Source organism: Parapedobacter soli, assembly GCF_025460835.1.
GTDB classification, from domain to species: domain Bacteria; phylum Bacteroidota; class Bacteroidia; order Sphingobacteriales; family Sphingobacteriaceae; genus Parapedobacter; species Parapedobacter soli.
Genome location: NZ_JAMXAY010000023.1, coordinates 50,965 through 73,828 on the forward strand (window position 1 = coordinate 50,965; position 22,864 = coordinate 73,828).

A 22,864-nucleotide genomic window follows, 5' to 3' on the forward strand; every position below is an offset into this window, starting at 1 on the left:
TTAATTTTTGACAATCTCGTAAGTCAACGCCGTCGGGTTCATCACGATGGTGTAATCGCCCGCCTCGGAGATGGACAGGTCGGCCCCTCCTAAAGAGAGCGTGCCGTCAGCACCACCCAGATTCGTTCCCCAGTCGTGGTTTCGCCGAAACTTAAACGCACCGGGTTGCAAGGCCAGTGTGATGCTCCAATTACCGGCGCCGTCGTTCACGAATTTCATATCGCGGTCGGCATCCCAATTTGTTCCGGGGATGGCATTACCGATCAGCGACCAAACCGGCGAAGCCTCCATGGCCCAGGTATTGGTATTCAAGTTAACGGTAATTAGCATCATACCGCCGCCGGCCGGGGCTTTCATATTGGGTCCGTTTGATTCGAGCACACCGTCGCCCGCATCGCCGTAATTGAGATCCCACGATTTCGCCGGCGTGATCTTAAACTCCAGTTCATTTTCTGGGAATACCACAACACCGGTGTACACGCCGTTACCCGTTACGGAAACCAAGCTGTCGGCCGTAGCCGGATTCCAGCCCTGGTATCCACCCGGCACATAAACCCACGATGTCAATGGAATCGGTTTCGAATTAACAGTAACCACATTGCTATAAACCGCTATATTGGATGAGATTGCCGATTTCAACCGGATTTCAACATCCGAATTTTCCTCCAGCGGCAGATTAAGTGACAGCAACAGGTTATTGAAATCCAACCCAGTATAGGCTATGGTTGTTGTCCCGTTTTCCAGCACAATCTCCCGCGGTGAGGCGAAATCCGCGCCCTTGGCCGCGAACTGCAACGAATAGACAATTCCGGCATTATACCCGAAATCGGAACCGGTGTATGTAAACGAAATCACCTCGTCTTCCAAGGTTTCCCTTGTTAGCGACACGGAGGTCGCCGTACCGGATAGTGTGCCCGACGTACCTTCCCCGGCAATTGTTTTCACCTCATCTTTCTCACATCCCGTGAGCACCAGAAAACCTATACACAGTACAGACAGTAATTTATATACGTGCTTTTTCATCTGTTTATTTTTTGTTTTACAGTTGTCAGATGGAACCTTTGATGATCAACATAATCATGTCGGGTTCATATCTATAGTTCTTAACGATCAATAACCAGTATTTTGATCAAGGTTCGTATTCGCAATCACGTCGGACGTTGGCAGCGGCAGCAGGTTTCTGAATTCCTCGATGGACCGTCCATCTTTCACTCCGCCTTTCCACGGCCAGATGTAGCTTCCGCCAGTAAGTTTGCCGAAGCGGATCAAATCGGTGCGCCGATAACCCTCGAAATACAATTCCCGGGCGCGCTCATCCAAAATATCATCCAAGGTAAGGGTGGTCACATTGCCGCTTGCGTTTCCGTATGCCCGGGTGCGCAGTTGGTTGAAATAGTCCAGCGCCTGTGCGTTGGAACCCCCTGAGCCACCCCGCAAAACAGCTTCGGCATACATCAGGTACACATCGGCCAGACGGAACAACGGAAAATCCAACGAACTGAATGTACCTCCCTGGGATGCGCCAGCCTCGCCCGTCGATTTCACATTTTTGAATTTCGTGATACGCAGGCCGTCCGTAAACTCACCCAGTTCATCGTTTTCCAGCTTATCACCGAAAAACAGTGCGCGTTTGTCTGTTTCCCCACTGTAATCACCAAAAATCAGTGGCAACGCTTTGGTCGTCCGGTTTCCGCCCCAACCCCCGGTTGGTATACCGAAACTGGCAGGGACCATATCGCCATTGATCGTCGAGTTGATCAGGAATGTCGTCCCACCGTAATTCTTGGTCTGCACACCGTCGTAATTAATGGTTAAGATAATCTCGTCTTTACTCGTTTGGTAGTTATCTTCCAAAAATAAGTAGGCATAGTTACCGGCCAGCGCATAGCCGCCATTAATCACTTTATTGGCGTAGGTGATGGCCTCGGTGTATTTGGGAGTCCCGATATATACCTCTGCATTGAGATACAAGCGCGCCAGCAACGTCCACACAGCACCTTGGTCGGCCCGTCCATATTCATTTTGCTTCGGCTGCATCATTTTCGACTCGATGTCTAAAAGCTCCTGCTCAATATAATCAAACAGATCGGCCCGCTGAATTTGCTGCGGCGCAACCTTTCCGATGATGTCTTCTTCGGTTATGAAGGGTGGATTGCCAAACAGATCGAGTAGCACCCAGTATTGGTAAGCCCGCAAAAAGCGCGCTTCCGCCCGGTAGTTTTCTATTTCAGCGGTATTGGATATCCCCCGTGCCGAAAGTTTTTCGGATGTACTTTCCCGCAGGAATTCGTTTGCCACCGTAATCGTATACAACGACCGGGTGTAAAGGCCTTTTACCATGATATTGTCCGGTTCGGGCATACCATACACCATCTCCGGCACTCCGGGGTCGTTCCAGCCGCAGAGTGCCTCATCCGATGTGAGTTGCTGTATATTCCAGTACAGGCGCAGGAAGTCGGATTGCCCCGCATCAATACCTGCCAAATCGCTGCTGCCCTCTCCACCGCCACCGGTCATCGCCAAGCTCCCGTACACTTTCAAAAAGGCTTCTTTATACCCTTCGGCAGAACCATACACCTGATCTGCCGTAATATCATTCTTGGGGGTCAGATTCAACGTATCCTCGCTGCACGACGTCACCGTGGCCGCTAACAGGATACCCCCTACTATATTGCTGATTATTCGTTTCATTGCTTCTGTTATTTAAGAATTAAAACCCAAAGTTGAGGCCCAGGGAATAAATCCTCGGCCGTGGATACAGGGTATAGTCTATACCGTCGAATATCTCCGGATCGATGCCTTTGTATTTGGAAATCACGAACACATTCTGGCAGTTGGCATTGAGCGTCATGGTTACCGTACCCTCGCTGTTCAGGCTGCCCACGTCATAGGTCAGACCCAGGTTGTCCATTTTCAGGAACGAAGCGTTATTCATATAATAATCGCTGAAATATTGGTTGTTGCTGAAGCCCGTTGCATATACATCGGTGGTAGCATTGTTGATGAAGCCCGAAGGGTTCAAGATGTTGCGGGCAACGCCGAAGTTTGAAGAGATATTATCGTACATGTAATTGTTAAAATTTGCCCGCAGCACCGTGGTCAATGTCAGCCGCTTGTAGTTAATCGACGTACTGAAGCCCATAAAATATTCCGGGGCAGGGTCTTTGTAATAATACTGGTCGGCAGAGTTGACCACACCGTCGCCGTTCAAATCTTCGTAAACACCTTCCAACGGTGTTCCGGAGGCGTCATACACCTGTTTGCGCACATAAAACTGATAAGGGGCCAGTCCCACAGTATGGTATTGCAATACATTTCCCGTACCGCCTGTGATACCCCTGGCGGCCAACTGGTAGCCGGGGTTCTCATTCAACGTCAGGTTGGTCACCTTACCCTCGTTTACCGTGATATTGAAGCCGAATTCCCAATTGAGATTCTCCGAGCGGATGGCTTGCACGTTGATGCTACCTTCGATACCCCTGTTCTCCATGTTACCGACGTTGGTCAGCAGCTGGTTGCTATAGTTTGTTCCCACGGGGATTTCGACGGTGGCGAGCAGGTCCTTGGTCTTTTTGCGGTACACGTCAATGGCACCGAAGATACGTCCACCCCAAAAGCCGTAATCCAAACCGATATTGGTTGTCGCCGTCGATTCCCAACGCAGGCTTTCATCGTAAGCAATAGGCGAATACATATGGTAAAACTGGTTACCCACCTGGTATTGGCTTTCATTTACGCTGTAATAGTAACTGGGTATGTAGCCATAATTGGTAATGCCGTCTTTATTGCCCGTTTCGCCATAGCTCACGCGCACCTTCAGATCCGATATGGCGTCGTTGTCGCGCAGGAAATTCTCCCCTTTGATGCGCCAGGTCAATGCCGCAGACGGAAAAATACCCCACCGTCCGTCCGGGTTAAATTTCGACGATCCATCGGCACGTACCGTTCCCGACAGGATATAACGGTCAGCAATTGCGTAAATCAACCTTCCATAGTACGAAAGCAAGCGGTTTTGCTGTACGTCGTCGGGGAAGTTCGGTGTCGACAGCTCATCGCCGAAGGCATTGTAGCTAGCGAAGTTGATGTTCGTTACCTTATTGTCGTAATAACCATAGCCGGCCGTTAGATTAATGTTGCTTCGGATGCTTTCGATATCTTTGACGTAGTTCAGGTATGCTTCGATAAATGTGTTGTTCTGGTTTCCTTTATAACGCTGGAAAAAGCCGTTGTTGGCCGCATTGGACGCCGCGAACTCGGGGATGAATGTAGCTCCCCAACCCCGGGAAACATCATAGCCCACATTCACATTGGCGTGTAGGTCCGGAAGGAAGTGAAATGCATAATCCAGTTGCAGGTTACCGAAACTGCGGTTCGACCAACCCCTGTTATCATAATTTTCCAACAGGGAGACCGGGTTCCTGGGCGACAGCGAATTGGGTACATCTCCCTCCATCCACTCGAAGTAGCCGCCAAACGGGCTGGATGCATCATAAACAGGCTGCGTAGGGTCGAATATAATCGCCGAACCAATCGCTCCGGTATTGGCATAATCGTTATTGGTCAACGTCCCTTTCACATTCAGGTCTAATTTCAGGTGCCTGTCGAAGAACTTCGGCGACAGGTTGATGCCCGCCGTACCCCTTCTCATGTAATCTGTTTTCAAAACACCGGTCTGCTCAAGGTATCCGAGGGAGACCCGATAAGGCATATTTCCCACCCCGCCAGCGAACGCGAGGTTATTATCGGATGTAAACGCTTGCTGGTAGATCAGGTCCTGCCAATCCGTATTGGCCGTGCCGAGCAGCTCTTTCTGGGAGCTTGTGCCTTTTTCATTCACAAACGCCCTGACCTGGCCTGCAGTGAGTACATCCACCCTATTGGCGATGGTAGAAAGGGAATTTACTGACGACAAGGTTAAGCGCGGGCGCCCGATCGTCCCGCCTTTGGTCGTGATCAAAATAACTCCGTTGGATGCCCGCGATCCGTAAATGGCCGTAGCATTGGCATCCTTGAGGATGGTCATGGTCTCGATATCACTCGGATTGATCAGCGACAACGGGTTAGGTGCACCCGTTATGCCGTCGCCGCTCAGCGGATTTCCGTCGACAACTATCAATGGATTGTTGCTGGCCGATAATGACGCCCCACCACGGATGCGGATGGTACTGCCCGCACCGGGAGAACCGCCGTTGGAGGTAATGGTTACCCCGGCCACTTTTCCCTGGATCAGTTGATCGGGTGACGTAATGGTTCCTTTTTGAAAGTCTTTGGACTGCACGTTGGCGACCGAACCGGTGAGGTGTTTCCGCTCCACGGTTCCGTAACCGATAACGACAACCTCTTCTAAACTTTCTGCCGATGCCACCATGGTGATTGCCGTATTTACTACCTGGCCCGAAACCGCTACCGCACGCTGTGCCGTTTCATAGCCGATGAAAGTGGCAACCAATGTGTAAGTACCATCGGGCACGTTGGTAAATGAGAATTCACCGGTGCCCGAAGTGCTTGCTGTCCGGCCGAGTTCTTGTATCGACACGGAAGCCCCTTCCAGGGGAACCAGCTGCTGATCGGTGACACGGCCGCTTATTGCGCCGCTTTGCGCATAGGCACCCAACACCGACACCATCAGCAGCCCTGAAAGCATCAATAATCGCTTAATGGAATAATTGTTCATCATGTTGTGTAAGGTTTAATCTGTATTCGTTTATTCATTTAACTTAGTTTTACTGTACAAGTGGTATTCGCCGGGCTGTATCTTGTTGCCGTAGCCGACAGCCAGCATCTCGGTTGTTCCGGCCGGGTTATCGTGCCCAGTATCTGCAGGAAGTTTCGGCATTGCAGGGCTTTACACATCAGTCGTTCCCCACGGTCGCCAGCAAAATGCATCAAGCTAACGCACCCTGTCAACAGTGTAAGACCGACCCGTGTTAAAATAATTCTTGTAAGCGTCAACTGCATAAAATCGGTTATCTAACTGGCCTCAATGCTAAGGTTTTATCCTTTACATTGTTTTCGGGAACGTTCCCGAAAACAATGTAAAGGTAGGTATATTTTTGAAAGTGCCAAAAAAAAGTGGTTTTTTTTACGTCTGCCGAAGACAAAAAGCAGCGGATACGCCTAGGTTACGCTCGACTCACGCTCGATCAGGATAGACTCTAAAGTGATATGTTCATCGGGGGTCGATTTCAATCCCTTTGCCAGCGCATCGAACAAAACGGTGGCCGCCGTCGCACCCATATCGAATGCAGGCTGGGTCACCGTACTCAGTCCAGGGTTGAGCAAATCGGCTATCTCCAAACTCGAAAACCCGATTACTTTCAGGTCTGCAGGTATGGCGATGCCCTCTTGATGGCAAAACCGATAGGCTGCAATGGCCAAGCGTTCCACCGATGCGAATATGCCATCGGGCCGGAGGTTATAATATGCGCTTCTGAGCCGGTGTTCTATTTCCTGCCTATCGTTGGTACACTCCACCACCAACGCATCGTCCGGCTGCTGGCCGGCATCGCGCACGGCATCCAGGTAGCCCTGCAAACGTATCTTTCCGATAGACACGTGTTTGTTTACCACGAGATAAGCTACCCGGGTACAGCCGTTATCGATAAGGTGTCTTGTCGCCGCATAGCTACTTGCATAATCGTTGGCCGTCACGCGTGTGGCCTGCACATCATCGTAATAACGGTCGAAAAACACAAATGGGATATTTCGTTTTGCTAGAACGCCAAGATAACCGTGCTGGTACTCCTCGCCCGATACGGACATCAGCACCCCTTCCACCCTGCCGTTGCCGATATCTGCAACAAAGGCAGCCTCCCGCTCGTAGTCGTCGTCGGTCACGTAGATCAATGTATGGTACCCGTTTGAGCGGGCCACCTTCTCTATCCCATGGATAGCCTGTGAGAAAAAGTTATTCGCAAACTCAGGCACAATGATGGCGATGGTCCTGCTTTTCCGGTCGCGGAGATTGCTCGCGTAGAGATTGGGTTGATAACCCATGGCTGCGGCTGCCTCCAGGATACGCTGCTTGGTTTTCGCACTGATATCGCTATTGCCCCGAAAAGCCCGGGATACGGTCGACGTGGATAACCCCAACCGCTCAGCAAGCATTTTTATATTTACGGTATCCATAGCCTATTTATCATTACAGTAACCAACAACGTACAATTATACGTATAGCCGTACCCATTATTGCATATATTCAAATAAAAAGTCCCGATCGACTAACAACCAGGACTTTTTTTTAAGTTTATAATTAGTTGGTTCTGCGCAATAAAAATATGGAAATTAAGTTGACATAGTCAAATAATTTAACGAAAATATCATATCAATCCGCACCATCAACCATAACCCCCTGTTAGTCAAACCCCCACTCCCTTGTTTTCTGTGTATTCTGCTTTCCATTAATGTAACTTTTCGCGGTGTCCTATCTACCACTTGCCTTTTCTTGTGTGTTACAACGCCGGTAAAAGTACAAAACAGCTTTCAAGCCAAGCACCGCTTCTCCCAGTGTATAGTATCCGTGGCCATCTCGCGCAAAAGCAATTGCCTCTCCTTGGGGTTCCGGTAGATACGGCTGCCGCATTGCCGGGCGGCGGAACATCCTACCGATAGATTCGCCCGGACGCCGTTGCCAGTAAAATACGTCGACCAGGTTCTTGACAAGGACTTCCAAACCATCGGTACTGATGGCTGCCGACGTGATAAACGTATGGGGCAGTGTCGCAACTTTACGGAGCATCAATGTGTCGCCCGGCACACTAGGCAACGGCGTGGTGTACACTCCTACCTCCAAGTCGCGCTTGCTGATAATATATAATAGCTCATCGATGGGATCGAAGAATAGCGACTCGGCATCACGTGGGCCGTCTTCATACTGCAGCACCACCGTGGTAATCCGGTCGTTGGGCACGGTATCTACCTTTGGCGCCCCGAAGGGGTCTGCCGGCTCTTTCAATATATGTAGCAGCACGTTCGGCCGGTTACCGCGATTGTCGCCGATGTCGCCTATCAATAAATAATGGGAGCCTTCACGCTCCATCATCCCGATATCTTCCCAATCGTACGCGGTAATGCCCTGCAAGTAATAAGTTGCTTTGTGGCGTGCCGACCCATCGATAAGGAAAATCCGGGCTTGGTCGCCGCTATCATTATGGGTCCAGAAGTGCCCTTTGTGCCCCGCCGCCACCAGTCCGGAAGCTTCGTTGATCTCGGGATTTTTTACCTGTCCACGGGCTTGCCCCATGCTAAACACCGCCGTATCATCTTGTCCTACGGCACATTCGGCGATAACACAGCTGATTACCAAAACAGATAGTTGCCTAGCTAACCACATCGTGCCAAAGTACGAATTAATTCGGTGCAAAAACATTTTCCCTATCTTTGCACGATTGCAAGTGCACTACCTATGGACATACACCCGTTCCACGTTGAAGAAATAAGACAAGTCTGATGTGGCCCATTGTAACCTTATTATATCTGGCGTTCGCTCCCACCGTACAGGACTCTACCGGCAACCCCGAGTTTACGGAGCGGCTTAACAATGTCTACCGGCACAGCATCCCTGTTGTTACCGTGGATGAGCTCCCCGCTATGATGAAACGTGGCGCCGTTGTACTCGACACCCGCGAGCGGGGCGAATTCGACATCAGCCACATCCGGCGGGCGCGGCATGTAGGCTATATTTGGTTTGACATGCGGGAGGTTTATGATATCCAGAAGACAGACACCGTAGTGGTATACTGCGCCATCGGGAACCGCAGCGAACGCATCGGCGAAAAACTACGGAAAGCGGGCTATCGGAATGTATTCAACCTCTTCGGCGGGATATATGAGTGGGTGAACCAGCGCAACCCCGTGTATAACACGAACAACGTGCAAACTACCGAAATACACGTGTACGACAAGCACTGGGCGCAGTGGCTCGAACGCGGCACACGTGTAGACGACTGATAACCTGCTTAGGCTACAGAAAACTCTTTGGCCGCCAAGTAACGCTCCGCTTCGAGGGCAGCCATGCACCCGGTACCGGCAGCTGTAACGGCTTGCCTGTACACATGGTCCTGCACATCACCGCACGCAAACACCCCTTCGATGTTCGTACGGGTACTATCGGGCTGTGTGACCAGGTATCCGTTGGCATCCATATCCAGTTTCCCTTGGAACAGTTCCGTATTGGGTTTATGGCCAATTGCAACAAAGAAACCGGTAATCGGGATAGTCCGTTCCTCCAGCGTTTGGTTATTGTAGACCAATATACCCGTCACGCCCTGGCCATCGCCCAAGATTTCTTTCGCTTCGGTGTGGTAGTGTATCTCAATATTGGGGGTATTCAGCACCCGGTGCTGCATGGCTTTTGATGCACGGAATTCGTCGCGCCGTACCAACATGTGCACCTTGCTGGCCAGCTTCGCCAGGTACGTTGCTTCTTCGGCGGCGGTATCCCCCGCCCCTACGATGGCAACATCTTGCCCCTTAAAGAAGAAGCCGTCGCACACGGCACATGCCGACACACCGAACCCGTTGTATTTTTGCTCGCTTTCCAGTCCCAGCCACTTCGCGGTAGCGCCGGTAGCAATGATGACCGTATCGGCAGTGAGTGTCTTTTCACCGTCTACCACCACTTTATGCACGCTTCCGGAGAAGTCGACCTCGGTAATATAGCCGAAACGGACATCTGTACCGAAACGCTCGGCCTGTTTACGGAAATCCTCCATCATCTGCGGCCCCAATATGCCATCTACATAACCGGGAAAGTTTTCCACGTCGGTAGTTTGCGTAAGCTGTCCGCCCGGCACGATACCGGTATACACAACGGGCTTCAGATCAGCACGGGCAGCATAAATAGCAGCAGTATATCCGGCTGGTCCTGAGCCGATGATCAGACATTTTACGTGTTCGATTTCTTGTGACATAATGAAAAGTAAGTAGGCTACAAAAATACGGGTTTACCAACCTTTTATCAATGCCTGTTTGTCAAGCATGGGTAAGGAATAGTGCTGCGCATTATTTCCCAAACTTGGCCTGCAAGCCCTTCAGCATATCGTCTGTAATAGGGCCGGCCTTCTTTTTGGGACGGTCCTCACGTTGGGGCTTGCCGGGATTCCGCTGTGGGGTGTTCGCCTGCTGGCTCCCTGTTTTTTCCGCTTTGGCGGGCGATTGTGCGCGTTGTTCTTTCTGCTTTGCACGGAAACGCTGCCATATCCGCTCAAGGCATTGTTTGGTGTACAGGGGAAAGTCGCCCTGCATCATCCACGCGTAGTAGCTGGGTTCTTTGTCAAATACCGACTCAACTGTCCGCCCTTTATGTTTTCCAAAGTTGAACACTTCCTCTCCCTGCTCGTTGAATACCATCCTGCCGGCAAAATCCACCGGGCGGTTCAGGTTGGTGAAACGGTGCAGGGCCTCCACATCATTCACCACGGGAACCGATTTATTCCCCGCCTTATCTTCCCACTCCGTGTCGCGGTAGCGGTCCAGTTGCGATCGCAGCACATCATACGTCGCACGTACATCGTCCTCGGCACTGTGGGCATTCTCCAGGTCTTTATCGCAGTAAAAACGGTATGCAGCCTTTAAGGTACGCTGCTCCATCTGGTGGAAGATGTTCTGAACATCGACAAAAAAGCGGTCGGTCAGCGAAAAATCAACCCCTGCCCTCAGAAACTCCTCCATGAGCATCGGGATATCAAACTTATTCGAGTTATACCCGGCCAAGTCCGCGTCACCGATAAACTCAGCGATTTCAGGCGCCACCGCTTTGAAGGTGGGTGCCCCCTCCACATCCTTGTCGTATATCCCATGGATCACAGACGACTCAATAGGTATGGGCATCTCGGGGTTTATTTTCAGCGTTTTTACCGCTTCACTGCCGTCTGGCGATACTTTCAGGATGGAAATCTCGACAATGCGGTCGGCAGACACATTCACACCGGTGGTCTCCAAGTCAAAAAATGCCAATGGGCGTTTCAATTTAAGGTTCATTCGGAACTAATTTTTCGGAAATAATACGTTGCAGGATGTTTCAGGTACTATATAATATAGTGATCAACTAAAAATAACAATTCCCAACAGAATACCTGCTACCATAATCAGGTAAAGCAATACCTCGCTTCCGGCAAAGTGTTTGTACCTTGTCCAAAAACTATAATCTTCCTTTTCCGGCTGTTTGGCTTCCATTGCGCCGCAAAGGTAAGGATAATTTTCACATCACGCACGTTATCTTTCGCCTTCAATCATCGATAGATGCCCCTACCAACTGCCTGAATTTCCACCCGGTCTGGTCATCCACTGGGCCTTGTGTCTGTTTCATCAGGATACCGACAACGCCCTCACCCGGATCGGCAAAATACTGCGTATTGAAATAACCGCCCCACACGAAGGTACCCTTGCCTCCCAGGCCGCCCTTGGCCACGCCACGCTCCGTCAGCATCCCGAAAGCCAGGCCGTAGTCCTCTTCGTCGCCACCGAACAGGTTGCCGCTTTGGTTTGACATTATCGTGGCTATCGTTGTCCGGCTCAATATACGTACGCCGTTGAGCTCACCGCCATTGAGGTACATCTGCAAAAAGGTGGCGTAGTCTTTGGCCGTGCTACTCAGTCCGGCCCCACCCCCAAAGAACGTGCGCGCACCCTTGATCGGGTAATCGGGGTCGTAAAACGTATGGGGGAACGCTTTCCACTGGCCATTGTCTTTGTACTGTATGTCTACCAAACGGCCGGCTTTATCATCCGGCAGGTAGAACCAGGTATCGTCCATACCGAGCGGATCGAAAAGCCGTTCGCGCAGAAACCGGTCGAACGGCATGCCCGATATGATTTCAACAAAATACCCCAGCACATCCAACCCTAGACTATAGGTATACCGTTCGCCGGGATCGTGGTGCAGGGGCAGTGTGGCCAACTGCTTCACCAAGTCGCTGATCCGCACCTCATCCGTGGCAAAGACCTCTTTCGTGCCCACCTTCTCATAAAGCATCCTCATCCGCTCATCGCCGTCTATTACGCCGTATCCTATTCCGGAAGTATGGGTGAGCAGGTGCCTGATGGTGATTTCCTTGTTGGCCGGCCGGGTGGTATAGGTAGTATCGGCATACCTGAACGATTGCAATACCTGCGGATTCCTAAACTCCGGTATGTACTTGGATATTGGATCGTCCAATTGGAATTTCCCTTCCTCCCACAGCATCATCACTGCCGTTGCCGTGATGGCCTTGGTCTGCGATGCAATACGGAAGATATCATCGGTCTGTTGCTTACGCCCGGTTTCAGCATCGGCACTACCATAAGCCTTGTGGTATACGATTTTTCCATGGCGTGCCACCAATGCAACCACGCCCGGTATCTTGCCATCAGCCACCGCTTGCTGAAGCATCGCATCGACCCGGGCAAGGCGCTCGGCCGAAATCCCCACACTACTTGGCGAGCCGTTGGCAAGGGGCGGCGACTTATGGGCGGAGGGCGTCTGGCCGTGGAGCGACAATGCGGTTGCGATGCACAAGAGTAAGGATAGAATTTTCATCTCACAGGAAGTTTAGAGTTCCTTAATCAGTAAATCTTTCCACCGCACCTTGATGCCGCCACCATCGTGTATCTGCAGAGCAATGAATCCTGTCGCTGCACCTATCTTCGCGTCAGAGAGCTGCACCATCTTCTTGCCGTTCAGCCACGTGGTCACCTTGTCGCCCTTGGCCCGTATTTTCATGGTATTCCACTCATCCGCTTTCAATATCTTTTCTTTTTCCGGGTCGGGTTTGATCAGCCAACCGCGGCCATACGATTCATATATCCCACCGGTGGAATGGCCCGGCGGCGCCACCTCTACCTGCCAGCCTTCTATTTTTACCCCTTCGATATCCGAGCGGATAAATACCCCGCTGTTTCCGTTCGCCTCCAATTTGAAGGACACCCGCAGCTCGAAATCCCCATAAGTTCCATCGGTCGACAGATAACCGTATTCTTTGTCCGGTCCGCTTTCACAGACCAGCTCACCATTTTCCACATACCATTTCTCGGTACCGTGGATGGTCCAGCCCGAGAGGTCTTTGCCGTTGAACAATGGCTTAAACTGAGCAAACGATGCGCTCGCGAAAAGCACCAAAATCACCGCTAAGTGGCATTTTCTATACATCATGATAAATATTTAAGGTTTATTATACGCCTATACTTCTTAACAACGCTACCGACCACAGCCGGCAATGTGCGCTAAAGATAATCACCATTATGCAAATCGGCGCATCGGGCCATAAATTTTTTTATCTTTGACTATGGTCGAAGGGAATACGGTGTCTTGCTGCGACGTGGCACATCCGCAAAGCGGAGCGCACAGCCGCGCCACCGACCGATCTGTTTTCGGGCTCTTTATTCCCGCGATTATAAGTTTCCTCCTGCTGCTGTTGGGGCTTGCCTTTGACCAGGATTGGCTCCCTCGCCCGACATTCTTTACCGGCTGGTTGCGTGTGGCGTGGTACGGCATAGCCTATCTTCCGGTAGGCGGTCCGGTTATCCGGCAGATGTTCCAGGCCTTTGCCAAACACGACGTTTTCTCGGAATTTACGCTGATGACCATCGCTACCCTCGGTGCCTTTTTTATCGGCGAATACCCCGAAGGAGTTGCCGTGATGCTCTTCTATTCGGTGGGCGAAAACCTGCAGGGGTTGGCCGTACGGCGGGCCAAGGGAAATATCAAAGCCCTGCTTGACCAACGCCCCGACAAGGTCACCGTCCTGGAGGCAGACACCCCCCGTACCATACCGGCACAACAGGCAACCATCGGGATGACCATCCGGCTCAAGCCCGGCGAAAAGCTTGCGTTGGATGGTGAACTGCTTTCCGATCGGGCGTCGTTCAACACCGCGGCACTGACCGGCGAGAGCGTACCCGTAACGAAAGGCGAAGGCGATACGGTATTAGCCGGCATGATCAACCTCAACACGGTAGCCGAGGTGCGCATTACCACAGCCTATACGGATAGCAAGCTCAGCCGCATCATCGCACTGGTACAAGATTCCACTGCCCAGAAAGCACCTACCGAATTGTTTATCCGGAAAATTGCCAAAATCTATACGCCCATCGTTGTGCTGCTGGCCGTGCTCATCACCGTGGCACCCGCATTGGTCGTTACCGACTACGTGTTTAGCGATTGGCTGTACCGCGCACTTGTATTCCTAGTCATCTCCTGCCCCTGCGCGCTGGTCATTTCTATCCCACTCGGCTATTTCGGTGGCATAGGGGCGGCAAGCCATCATGGCATCCTGCTCAAGGGCAGCAACTTCCTCGATACGCTGGCACATATCCGCCATGTAGTGATGGACAAGACGGGTACACTCACCGAAGGCGTATTCCAGGTACAAGATGCCGTTATCGTGGGGCCGTACGACCCGCAAACCACCCTCCAGCGGATCAGCGCACTGGCAAGCCACAGTACACACCCTGCCGCAATGGCTATCCATGCCTACATCGGCACGACCGGACCAACACCGCCCTTGGAGCAAGTAACGGAAACCGCCGGACTAGGTATGGCCGCCACTATTGAGGGCAAGCAACTGCTAGTAGGCAGTTTCAAGCTGCTCGACCGATTCGGGATAACGTACAGCCTGGATGCGACACCCACCGGCACGCTGGTCGCCGCGGCCTATGGTGGCCAATTTGTGGGGTACTTTGACGTTGCCGATGAAATCAAGGCCGATGCGGAAGACACGATCAGGCAGCTGAAAGCACTTGGTATTACCCCTACCATGCTCAGCGGCGACCGGACTGCGATCGTACAGGCGGTGACTGCCCAATTAGATATCGCGAGCGCGTATGGCGACCTCCTTCCCGAAGATAAAGCGAAGAAGATCGTCGAAATGAAAGCCGCAGGTCACCGCGTGGCGTTCGTGGGCGATGGCGTAAACGATGCCCCTGTCATTGCCCTGAGCGATGTCGGGATTGCCATGGGCGGCCTGGGTAGCGATGCGGCTATCGAAACAGCCGATGTGGTGATCCAGGACGACCACCCCTCCAAAATTCCGGTGGCCATCCGCATCGGCCGTGCCACACGCCGCATCGTTTGGCAGAATATAACCATGGCCTTCGCCGTGAAAGCCATTGTGCTTATCCTCGGTGCCGGCGGACTAGCTAACATGTGGGAAGCCGTTTTTGCCGACGTGGGCGTGGCCCTGCTGGCCATAGGCAATGCCATTCGAATCCAAAAGATGCGGTTTTAACTAATTTTTATAAATTTGTTGCTTACCAACACCATTATGAAACACCCTATAAACAGAAAACAGTTTCTCCAAGCCCTTTCGCTTGTAGCGGGTTCGGCGCTTGTTCCCGCGGCTACCTGGGCGACTATTCGCAACAGGCCGACCACCAAAATGAAACTTGGATTGGTCACTTATCTATGGGGTAAGGACTGGGATGTGCCCACACTAATCGCCAACTGCATGGCCACAGGCTTGGAGGGCATAGAACTCCGCGTGGACCACGCGCACGGTGTTTCACCCGAAATGAGCAAACATCAGCGGCGGTTGGTCCGTGACCAGTTTGCAGGTAGCGCCGTCGAATGCGTAGGTATGGGTACGAACCAGCAATACGATTTCCCCGACCAGCAAAAACTCCGGGAATCCATTGCGCGCACCAAAGAATTCATCCGGTTGAGCGCTGATATCGGTGGCACAGGTGTAAAGGTCAAACCTAACGCATTCCACGAAGGCGTGCCGCACGAAAAAACTATGGCGCAAATTGGCGCATCATTGAATGAGCTTGCTGCCTATGCTGCCGATTTCGGGCAGCAACTCCGCCTGGAAGTACATGGCCATGAAACCCAAAACCTACCGAACATCAAAACCATCATGGACCATGCCGACCACCCCAACGCCACCATCTGCTGGAACTGCAACCCGCAGGATCTCGACGGGCAGGGCTTCCAATATAATTTCGATTTGGTGAAAGACCGTTTTGGAGATACCGTGCACGTGCGCGAACTTGACCGGACGGATTACCCCTACCCTGCACTGCTTCAGAACCTTGGCCAGATGGAATACGACGGCTGGATATTACTGGAATGCCACACCGATCCGGCCGACAAAGTACAGTCCATGCGGGAGCAGCGTACGGTTTTCGACCGGATGACATCGGCGTAGCAGCGGGGTTATTCGTCCCCCGCCGCAAAATCGTTGCTTTTCGCCAGCAGCTTGGCACTCTCCGCCAACCGGATAAACTCCGCACGGTAACCCTCATTATCTGCACCTTTCGCACCCCGGGCCCGCGCAATCAACCCGTCGTAGCTCGCCTGCTGTTTATAATCCGAGTTGCGCAGCAGCATACCCAATTCGGCTACGGCACTGGCAAACCGGAAGTCGCCCGAGGCGTTGGACAGTTCCAGTGGGCGATCGGCTACCACGACCTGCTGCAAACGGCTCTCCTGGTCATCGGGGTCCTTATAACGGAATTTCACCGTAGCTACCTCTTTTCTGTTACCCACAAAGGAACGTTCCTTCACCGGCTGGTATTTCAGCGGATCCACATCGCCGGGGTAGCTGCTGTTCACCCCTACGGGTACGATTTCATACAGCGCAGTCACGGTATGGCCCACACCCATGTCGCCGCCCAGCTTTTCATCGTTGTTGAAATCTTCTTTTTCCAGCAGTCGGTTCTCATACCCCAACAACCTGTAAGCTTGCACCTTGGCTGGATTGAACTCCACCTGTACTTTCACATCCTTGGCTACGGTAAACAGTGTGCCACCAAACTCGGTGACCATCGCCTTGCGGGCTTCAGTGATGTTGTCGATATAAGCGTAATTGCCATGCCCCTTATTAGCCAGCAGCTCCATCTTGCTATCCTTGAGGTTACCCATGCCGAAGCCCAGCACCGACAGGCTTACGCCGCTCTGCCGTTCTCTGGCAATGAGCTGCTCCATATCACCGTCGCTGGAGGCACCTACGTTGAAATCACCATCCGAAGCCAGGATAATACGGTTATTACCCCCTTTGACGAAATGCTGGCGTGCCGTTCGGTAAGCCAGTTGAAGACCGGCCCCTCCGGCTGTCGATCCACCCGCGCTCAACGCGTCAATCGCATCCTTTATTTTGATTTTCTGGTCGCCAGGCGTACTTTCCAGGGCTACCCCGGCCGCACCGGCATAGGTCACAATGGCTACACGGTCGTTGCTGCGCAGTTGGTCGACCAATAGCTTCATAGACGCCTGTGCCAGCGGCAGTCGGTTTGGTCCCATCATCGAGCCCGATACGTCGATCAGGAACACCAGGTTGGAGGCCGGCAGTTTATCGGTGGGTACCGACTCGGCTTTTAGCCCGATGCGCAACAAGTGGTGTTTCGGGTTCCATGGCGCCGTCGCCAGTTCGGTGTGGATCGCGACCGGCTCGCCCGTTGACGGCCCTTTCAAGTCATATTGGAAATAATTGACCATTTCCTCAATCCGTACCGCATCTACCGGCGGAAGTTGCCCATTATTGATAAAACGGCGGAAATTGCTGTATGACGCGGCATCCACATCGATGGCGAAGGTAGAAAGTGCCTCCTCCAGCGGGTTGTGGAATTTGTTTTCCGTAAATCCTTTGTAAGACTCCGTATTTATGGGCCGGGGCATATACACCTGCGGGGCAAACGCCATCCGATGCACACCACCAGCCCTGATGGCCACTACACTCCCTTCCATCTCGGCCGCTACCTGCTTACCGTGCCCTACGACGACCACCGCGTCGAGCGACTGTTTTGCAGGAATGAGGTGCACATCGATCACGTTGTTCTCTCCTACCTTAATCCGTTTACTTTCGTAGCCGATGTATTCGAAAAGCAGGTACTTCCCCTTTTCAGCCTGGATGGAATAATGCCCGTTGGCATCCGACCGGGCAGCAACCTGTGTACCTGCTAACGTAATCGCAACCCCGCCCAAGGTGGCGTTCGTCTGCTGGTCATAAACCGTTCCACTAATGGTGATCGGCTTTTCTGTACGGTACCCACCCAGGGATAACGACAGGATCATTGCTAAGCATATTGACTTCATAATCTCAAATTTTGCCGAAGGATGCGCGGGTGTACCGATTTCCATAAACCAGAAAAAAAAATTACTTTCACCCACCGATGAGTGGATTTGGCACACCGAAAAAAGACGTCGATGACGACGCGCTCCTCCGGCACTATCGCGACACCGGTGATATGGCCGTACTAGGTGAGCTCTATCAGGCGCACGCCGAGATGGTATATTACGTGTGTCTGCGCTACCTCAAGGACAGCGAACGCAGCAAGGATGCGGTGATGCAGATTTTTGAAGAACTTATCCATAAAGTTAATAAACAGGAGATCCAGCGCTTCAGCAGCTGGCTTTACGTGCTTAGCCGCAACCATTGCCTTATGCAGTTGCGTGTAGCGAAAAACCGGCATCATGTTTCCATCGATGAATTTGTGGAATTTCCCCTCGCTATGCATCCGGATGGCGATGGAGCGGAAAAAGAAAAGCAGCTTACAGCGCTCGAACGCTGCATGGAGCGGCTGCCCGAAAAACAAAAACGTAGTGTTGACTTGTTTTTCCTCAATGAGAAGTGCTATAAAGAAATTGCAGAATTGACGGGATACAGCTTGAAAGAGGTGAAAAGCTACATCCAGAATGGTAAACGGAATTTAAGGTTGTGCATGGAGGCGAGCGATGGAAAAGGGTAAAGTAGATATTGAATTCATCAGGCGGTACATACGCGGTGAGCTTACGCCGCGCGAAATGTACGTCTTGGAACGGCAAGCACAGGCCGACCCCATGCTGATGGATATTATCCTCGGCATGGAGCAGGAAACGCTGGACGTACACGACGATCACCTTGCCGATATCCGCAAGCGCATCGCCGAGTGTACCGGCCAGCGGCAGACAGCCACACGCCGCCTCGCCCCCTTGCAACGCTGGGCCGTAGCCGCGTCCATACTGGCCGTGCTTACGGTAGGCGCATGGTGGTTCACCCGCGAGGATGCCATAATAGAACAGCACGAAGCCACGGTGGCTGCCACTTCGGAGCAAACACCAGAAATGCCGGAAGCCGAGGCTAAACCGTTGCCCGAGCCGGAAGCCCCCGCCACCAAGGAACGGGTAGCTGATACAGCCCCACGTACGGTCCGCATCGCAGCAGCGGACGTGGCAGCGGCCAACCAAGCAGAAAAGAAAGAAGAACGGCTGGCGATGGTTACGCCCAAAGCCGACACCGGCACGGGGCTACTGGATTCAACAATCGTGGTTGGCTATGGTACGCAGCAAAGATCTGCCCCAACTGGAGTAGCGGCCCGCCTGGTTGCCGCAGAAATGGACACCGCGGTGGCGGCTAGCGCGCGGGCTGCTGAAAACCCGAATAAGCCCTCACCCAAAGAAGGCTGGGATGCTTATCGGCAATACCTGAGGAATGCTGTGAAGCTAGCACCGGGTCAAGGCGTTGTCGACTTGGCATTCACTGTGGATGATGAGGGGCGTCCCACTGATATTGCCGTCATTGAGACCACCAACGAGAAACTCAACACCTTTGCCATCCTTATCGTACGCGATGGACCACGTTGGCTCCGCGGCAATGCTACCCAGCGCGATGTTACACTGCGGATCACGTTTTAGGGAAACAGGGAACAAAAGCGGTCACGCGATGACAATATATTGCTTACCACCGATGGAATAGGTGGATGTCATGTCTTATTATCAGCTGCCAGCAAAAACACCGTTGCAATGATGAGTAGCGCACCGAGCCAGTCGACAGCCTGGAACGGCACCCCCAGCCACAACACGGCGATTAGCGTAGCCGACAGCGGCTCTGCCGACGTGAGCAAGCTCGCTTGCTGCCCCCCGATCAACTGCACAGCCCGAAGGTACATATAAAAAGGAATCAACGTTCCGAAGATGACGACAAACAGTACATTCACGTAAGTGTAAGCATCCCATACGCCGTCTGCCTGCCAGGGGGGCTTTACAAATGAGATGGCCACGCCACCGATAAAGAGCCCCCAGCCGATTACGCTCACCGCGCTGTATTTTCGGAGCAGCTTGCCGGGCATCAGCGTATACAGTGCCAAGCTCACGGCTGAAGCCATACCCAGAGCAAACGCCAGCGGCGATATCGTCAGGGAGTCGAGGCGGCCATGCGTGACCAACAGGAATGCACCTACAACGGCAAATAAAATTGCCAGGTAGCCGAACAGATTGAGCCGTTTGCCATACCTTACGGCCAGATAGATAGCAATCATCACGGGTGCCGAAAATTGCAGGATGGTGGCAGTTGCCGCATTGGAATGTTTTATCGCGGCGAAATACGTGTACTGCACGGTCAGCATCCCGGCGATACCGAACACCAGCAGCTGCCGGCGATCGCGTTTTTCGCGCCAGATGGCCCATACATTACTGTCTTTTTTCAAGACACCCAGAAGGATAAGCAGCGATCCGGCGCACAGCATCCGCACGGCCATCAGCCACTCTACCCCCACAGCACGCTGTTGGAATAGAAACTGGCCGGCAGTACCGGATACCCCCCACAACGTGGCGGCAAGCAGCGCCATGGCCACCCCTCTTGTGTGCGAATCCATCACCTACTCGACCGCATGGCCTTCACTTTCTTGACTTTAGGGTCGGCTGAGATTTTTTGATAAGCCTCCGTTTCCATACCGTAAAGTGCTACCTTGCCTTCGCCATCGCAATGGATGCCAAACCCATAGGTTTTGGTAAGCGGCGATGCGCGTAAGCAGGCCTGCCCCTTCGAAAAAAACTGCGCCCTGGCTTGTCCGTATTCCGCTTCAATTAACCCGTTTCGATCGGCATATACCTGAAACAACACATCGTCAGACGTGTACTGGTAGGGATGGTTTGCAATGAGGTCATATTGCATTTCGGCAACGGTCGGTTTGGCCTTGCTTGGCGGTTGGGTTCCCGCCGCCGTTTTCGTATCTTCGGCAACCTCGATAAAGGTATTGTAATAGTTTGTGGTGTGTGTTTTCATATCAAATCGGTTGCCCAAAGGTAAGCAGATTATTATCGGGATCGAGCATCGAAAATTCCCATTGGCCCCACGGTTTCCTTTCCAATGGGCCATTTGGATGTATTAAATTGTTGGCCGCATATGATTTATACAACTTGTCGATATCGTCTGTGCGGATGTACACTTGGCCGTAATTCTCCTTGGGGTCGAGGTCTTTAAACTCAAAAAAGTGGATCTCAATATCCTCTTTTTCAACCATCAGGTAGCCTTCGAAGTCGGCACTTCCGAACTCCCGGAAACCTAATTTGTTGATGTAGAAATTCCTCGTTGCGGCTTTATCACGCATCAGCAATTTCGGATTTATCGCTTTTAGCATCGTTTTTTTATAAAGGTAGTTAATTATCGATACTACTTCAAACGCTCCAATTTCCCTTTCCGTTTCACGAGGTTTTTATAATCCCATTGAATGTTCGCTGCCTTGTCGATCCAGCGTTTGATGTCGTCAGCATCGATTTCGTCAACTGTAGCATAAAGTATGGATGCATCCATAAACTTTCCGGTGCCCGGCTTCAATTTTGCTTCATCGAAACCCATCCCACTCCAAAACATCAGGCGGATACCAGCTTTCAGTTTGACATATCCGACAATAGGGTTGCCTTCGAGGAACCAAACGGGGTGCGCGTGCCAGATTTTACTCTCCGCGCCGACAAGGTTTTCATCGATCAGCGCCGCCAAGGTGTTGCAGATTTCACTTTCTCCATCCGCCTGCGACTGGTTATATTTCAGGATACCGTTGTTCATCGTGCTTGTTGCGTTTATCTATGCGTTATGAACAAAAGTAACATACTTATACCGAAATCCGATGTTGACTTCATTTTTCAATGTCAATATCATATTTAGCGAGTAGCCCCGCTATACCCGAAACCGAAAACTTAGCTTTTTTAATCCGGTTGGTTTCCGGATCGATGGTATAATTATATGACGTACGGAAATCGGCCTTTTCGAGTATGGTACGATCAAAAACGGCATTCATCAGGTTACAGTTATCGAAGACGGCATTGGTCAGGTCTGCTTCCGCAAAATCGGTCTCCTGCAATTGTGAATCGTTGAAAACGGTCTTTTTGATTTTCGTTTTGTAAAACGACGAATGGTTCAGCTGGCATCCGTCGAAGGAAAAAGAAAGACCGAAGGGGTTGCAGCTATCAAACCGGAGGCCCAGCATTTTGCAGTCTTTGAACTGAACATCGCAGAGGGCTGTTCCGTTGAGCTTTGCCAGGCTGAAGTTGCACCCATTAAATGTGCAATCTGCGAATTTAAACGCCGAGAGGTCGCGCTCTGAAAAATCACACCCGTTGAAAATGCAATTATCGTACTCGCCGGTTCGAAGGGAGGCGCTTCGGTCAAATGTCTGGTCCTCCATTATTATTTCTTGCATCTGCCTACTTTATATCGATGTCATTTTATTCCCCCAAAAGCGCCAAAGCACATGTTTTTATGCAGTATCTCTACTGCGCGAAAGCTAACTTTCTTTTGCGCAAGAATGGAGTAAACCACAGAATTTTGTTACCCAAATGTGCTATGCTATATTTTTTGGGTTCATACTCGATCGCGTTGTTAAAACAGTTATAGGGCGAATAGTCGTGCCTCAATCACAAGTTGTTTCGCACTTTCTATGGCCTTATCTGATAGATCTACGCCGGTCACTTCTGCTCCCAACCTGTTTAACGAAATCGTATCCTGTCCAAAATGGCATTGCAAGTGTAAGATCGTTTTCCCTTTTACACGGCTTATTGTTATATAGTCCGATTCCGCACTCATTTTCTGACGATTTCAATCACATACAATGATACCAATTATATTTTATTTTTAGATAAATCGGACACTATGGGCAGGGATTTCGCTTTTAAGAATTTTGGGGATTGGATTTGCAG

General features: G+C 51.7%; 23 protein-coding genes. 5 read left to right on the forward strand and 18 right to left on the reverse strand.

Annotation, left to right across the window (positions count from 1 at the left end; genetic code table 11):
* From NGM62_RS11365 to NGM62_RS11390, 6 genes are all read right to left on the reverse strand, one after another.
* Positions 1 to 1,023 (reverse strand): SusE domain-containing protein, encoded by a 1,023-nt coding sequence (locus tag NGM62_RS11365; RefSeq protein WP_262248061.1) that lies wholly within the window; start codon positions 1,021 to 1,023, stop codon positions 1 to 3.
* 87 nt (positions 1,024 to 1,110) lie between these two features.
* Complete coding sequence (locus tag NGM62_RS11370; RefSeq protein ID WP_262248062.1) at positions 1,111 to 2,691, reverse strand: RagB/SusD family nutrient uptake outer membrane protein; 1,581 nt, start codon at positions 2,689 to 2,691, stop codon at positions 1,111 to 1,113.
* A 19-nt stretch (positions 2,692 to 2,710) separates the two neighbouring features.
* The gene (locus NGM62_RS11375; RefSeq protein ID WP_262248064.1) at positions 2,711 to 5,677 is read right to left on the reverse strand and encodes a SusC/RagA family TonB-linked outer membrane protein; all 2,967 of its coding nucleotides are present in this window, start codon (positions 5,675 to 5,677) and stop codon (positions 2,711 to 2,713) included.
* A 27-nt stretch (positions 5,678 to 5,704) separates the two neighbouring features.
* Positions 5,705 to 5,836: a hypothetical protein gene (locus tag NGM62_RS11380; RefSeq protein ID WP_262248066.1), complete on the reverse strand. Its 132-nt coding sequence runs from the start codon at positions 5,834 to 5,836 to the stop codon at positions 5,705 to 5,707.
* Between the two features lie 281 nt (positions 5,837 to 6,117).
* Positions 6,118 to 7,128 (reverse strand): LacI family DNA-binding transcriptional regulator, encoded by a 1,011-nt coding sequence (locus tag NGM62_RS11385; RefSeq protein ID WP_262248067.1) that lies wholly within the window; start codon positions 7,126 to 7,128, stop codon positions 6,118 to 6,120.
* 295 nt (positions 7,129 to 7,423) lie between these two features.
* A complete protein-coding gene (locus NGM62_RS11390; protein ID WP_262248068.1) occupies positions 7,424 to 8,332 on the reverse strand; it encodes a hypothetical protein in 909 nt (302 codons plus the stop codon).
* 116 nt (positions 8,333 to 8,448) lie between these two features.
* Here NGM62_RS11390 and NGM62_RS11395 point away from each other — a divergent pair, with 116 nt between their 5' ends.
* The gene (locus NGM62_RS11395; RefSeq protein WP_262248069.1) at positions 8,449 to 8,949 is read left to right on the forward strand and encodes a rhodanese-like domain-containing protein; all 501 of its coding nucleotides are present in this window, start codon (positions 8,449 to 8,451) and stop codon (positions 8,947 to 8,949) included.
* Between the two features lie 8 nt (positions 8,950 to 8,957).
* Here the strand turns inward: NGM62_RS11395 and trxB are convergent, their stop codons facing one another.
* The 5 genes from trxB to NGM62_RS11420 all read right to left on the reverse strand — a co-directional run bounded on the left by trxB (position 8,958) and on the right by NGM62_RS11420 (position 13,129).
* Positions 8,958 to 9,911: a thioredoxin-disulfide reductase gene (trxB, locus tag NGM62_RS11400; RefSeq protein WP_262248070.1), complete on the reverse strand. Its 954-nt coding sequence runs from the start codon at positions 9,909 to 9,911 to the stop codon at positions 8,958 to 8,960.
* 91 nt (positions 9,912 to 10,002) lie between these two features.
* Positions 10,003 to 10,980, reverse strand: coding sequence for a 3'-5' exonuclease (locus NGM62_RS11405; RefSeq protein ID WP_262248071.1), 978 nt, complete (start codon positions 10,978 to 10,980; stop codon positions 10,003 to 10,005).
* A 63-nt stretch (positions 10,981 to 11,043) separates the two neighbouring features.
* Positions 11,044 to 11,175 carry a hypothetical protein gene (locus NGM62_RS11410; protein ID WP_262248072.1) on the reverse strand — a complete coding sequence of 44 codons (132 nt, stop codon included), beginning with the start codon at positions 11,173 to 11,175 and terminating at the stop codon, positions 11,044 to 11,046.
* Between the two features lie 52 nt (positions 11,176 to 11,227).
* Positions 11,228 to 12,517, reverse strand: coding sequence for a serine hydrolase domain-containing protein (locus NGM62_RS11415; protein WP_262248073.1), 1,290 nt, complete (start codon positions 12,515 to 12,517; stop codon positions 11,228 to 11,230).
* A gap of 12 nt (positions 12,518 to 12,529) precedes the next feature.
* Positions 12,530 to 13,129 carry a 3-keto-disaccharide hydrolase gene (locus tag NGM62_RS11420; RefSeq protein ID WP_262248075.1) on the reverse strand — a complete coding sequence of 200 codons (600 nt, stop codon included), beginning with the start codon at positions 13,127 to 13,129 and terminating at the stop codon, positions 12,530 to 12,532.
* Between the two features lie 133 nt (positions 13,130 to 13,262).
* Here NGM62_RS11420 and NGM62_RS11425 point away from each other — a divergent pair, with 133 nt between their 5' ends.
* Both NGM62_RS11425 and NGM62_RS11430 read left to right on the forward strand, forming a co-directional pair.
* On the forward strand, positions 13,263 to 15,203 hold the full coding sequence (locus NGM62_RS11425) for a heavy metal translocating P-type ATPase (RefSeq protein WP_262248077.1): 1,941 nt from the start codon (positions 13,263 to 13,265) through the stop codon (positions 15,201 to 15,203).
* Positions 15,204 to 15,239: 36 nt separating this feature from the next.
* Complete coding sequence (locus NGM62_RS11430; RefSeq protein ID WP_262248079.1) at positions 15,240 to 16,121, forward strand: sugar phosphate isomerase/epimerase family protein; 882 nt, start codon at positions 15,240 to 15,242, stop codon at positions 16,119 to 16,121.
* Between the two features lie 8 nt (positions 16,122 to 16,129).
* Here the strand turns inward: NGM62_RS11430 and NGM62_RS11435 are convergent, their stop codons facing one another.
* Complete coding sequence (locus tag NGM62_RS11435; protein WP_262248081.1) at positions 16,130 to 18,007, reverse strand: vWA domain-containing protein; 1,878 nt, start codon at positions 18,005 to 18,007, stop codon at positions 16,130 to 16,132.
* Between the two features lie 77 nt (positions 18,008 to 18,084).
* On the opposite strand from NGM62_RS11435, the gene NGM62_RS11440 reads away from it, so the two are divergent.
* The gene (locus tag NGM62_RS11440; RefSeq protein WP_262248082.1) at positions 18,085 to 18,660 is read left to right on the forward strand and encodes an RNA polymerase sigma factor; all 576 of its coding nucleotides are present in this window, start codon (positions 18,085 to 18,087) and stop codon (positions 18,658 to 18,660) included.
* Positions 18,647 to 19,585, forward strand: a complete 939-nt coding sequence (locus NGM62_RS11445) for an energy transducer TonB (RefSeq protein WP_262248083.1) — start codon at positions 18,647 to 18,649, stop codon at positions 19,583 to 19,585. The genes NGM62_RS11440 and NGM62_RS11445 overlap by 14 nt, the downstream gene beginning before the upstream one ends.
* 68 nt (positions 19,586 to 19,653) lie before the next feature.
* On the opposite strand, the gene NGM62_RS11450 is transcribed toward NGM62_RS11445, so the two are convergent.
* From NGM62_RS11450 to NGM62_RS22210, 6 genes are all read right to left on the reverse strand, one after another.
* The gene (locus tag NGM62_RS11450; RefSeq protein WP_262248091.1) at positions 19,654 to 20,544 is read right to left on the reverse strand and encodes a DMT family transporter; all 891 of its coding nucleotides are present in this window, start codon (positions 20,542 to 20,544) and stop codon (positions 19,654 to 19,656) included.
* The gene (locus tag NGM62_RS11455) at positions 20,544 to 20,954 is read right to left on the reverse strand and encodes a DUF6157 family protein (protein WP_262248085.1); all 411 of its coding nucleotides are present in this window, start codon (positions 20,952 to 20,954) and stop codon (positions 20,544 to 20,546) included. Before NGM62_RS11455 ends, NGM62_RS11450 begins: the two co-directional genes overlap by 1 nt.
* A 1-nt stretch (position 20,955) precedes the next feature.
* Positions 20,956 to 21,309: a bleomycin resistance protein gene (locus NGM62_RS11460; protein ID WP_262248087.1), complete on the reverse strand. Its 354-nt coding sequence runs from the start codon at positions 21,307 to 21,309 to the stop codon at positions 20,956 to 20,958.
* A gap of 32 nt (positions 21,310 to 21,341) precedes the next feature.
* A complete protein-coding gene (locus NGM62_RS11465) occupies positions 21,342 to 21,734 on the reverse strand; it encodes a DUF1801 domain-containing protein (protein WP_262248088.1) in 393 nt (130 codons plus the stop codon).
* A gap of 70 nt (positions 21,735 to 21,804) precedes the next feature.
* A complete protein-coding gene (locus NGM62_RS11470) occupies positions 21,805 to 22,368 on the reverse strand; it encodes a pentapeptide repeat-containing protein (RefSeq protein WP_262248090.1) in 564 nt (187 codons plus the stop codon).
* A gap of 188 nt (positions 22,369 to 22,556) precedes the next feature.
* Positions 22,557 to 22,751, reverse strand: coding sequence for a class I SAM-dependent methyltransferase (locus tag NGM62_RS22210; protein WP_390937131.1), 195 nt, complete (start codon positions 22,749 to 22,751; stop codon positions 22,557 to 22,559).
* Positions 22,752 to 22,864 lie beyond the last annotated feature (113 nt).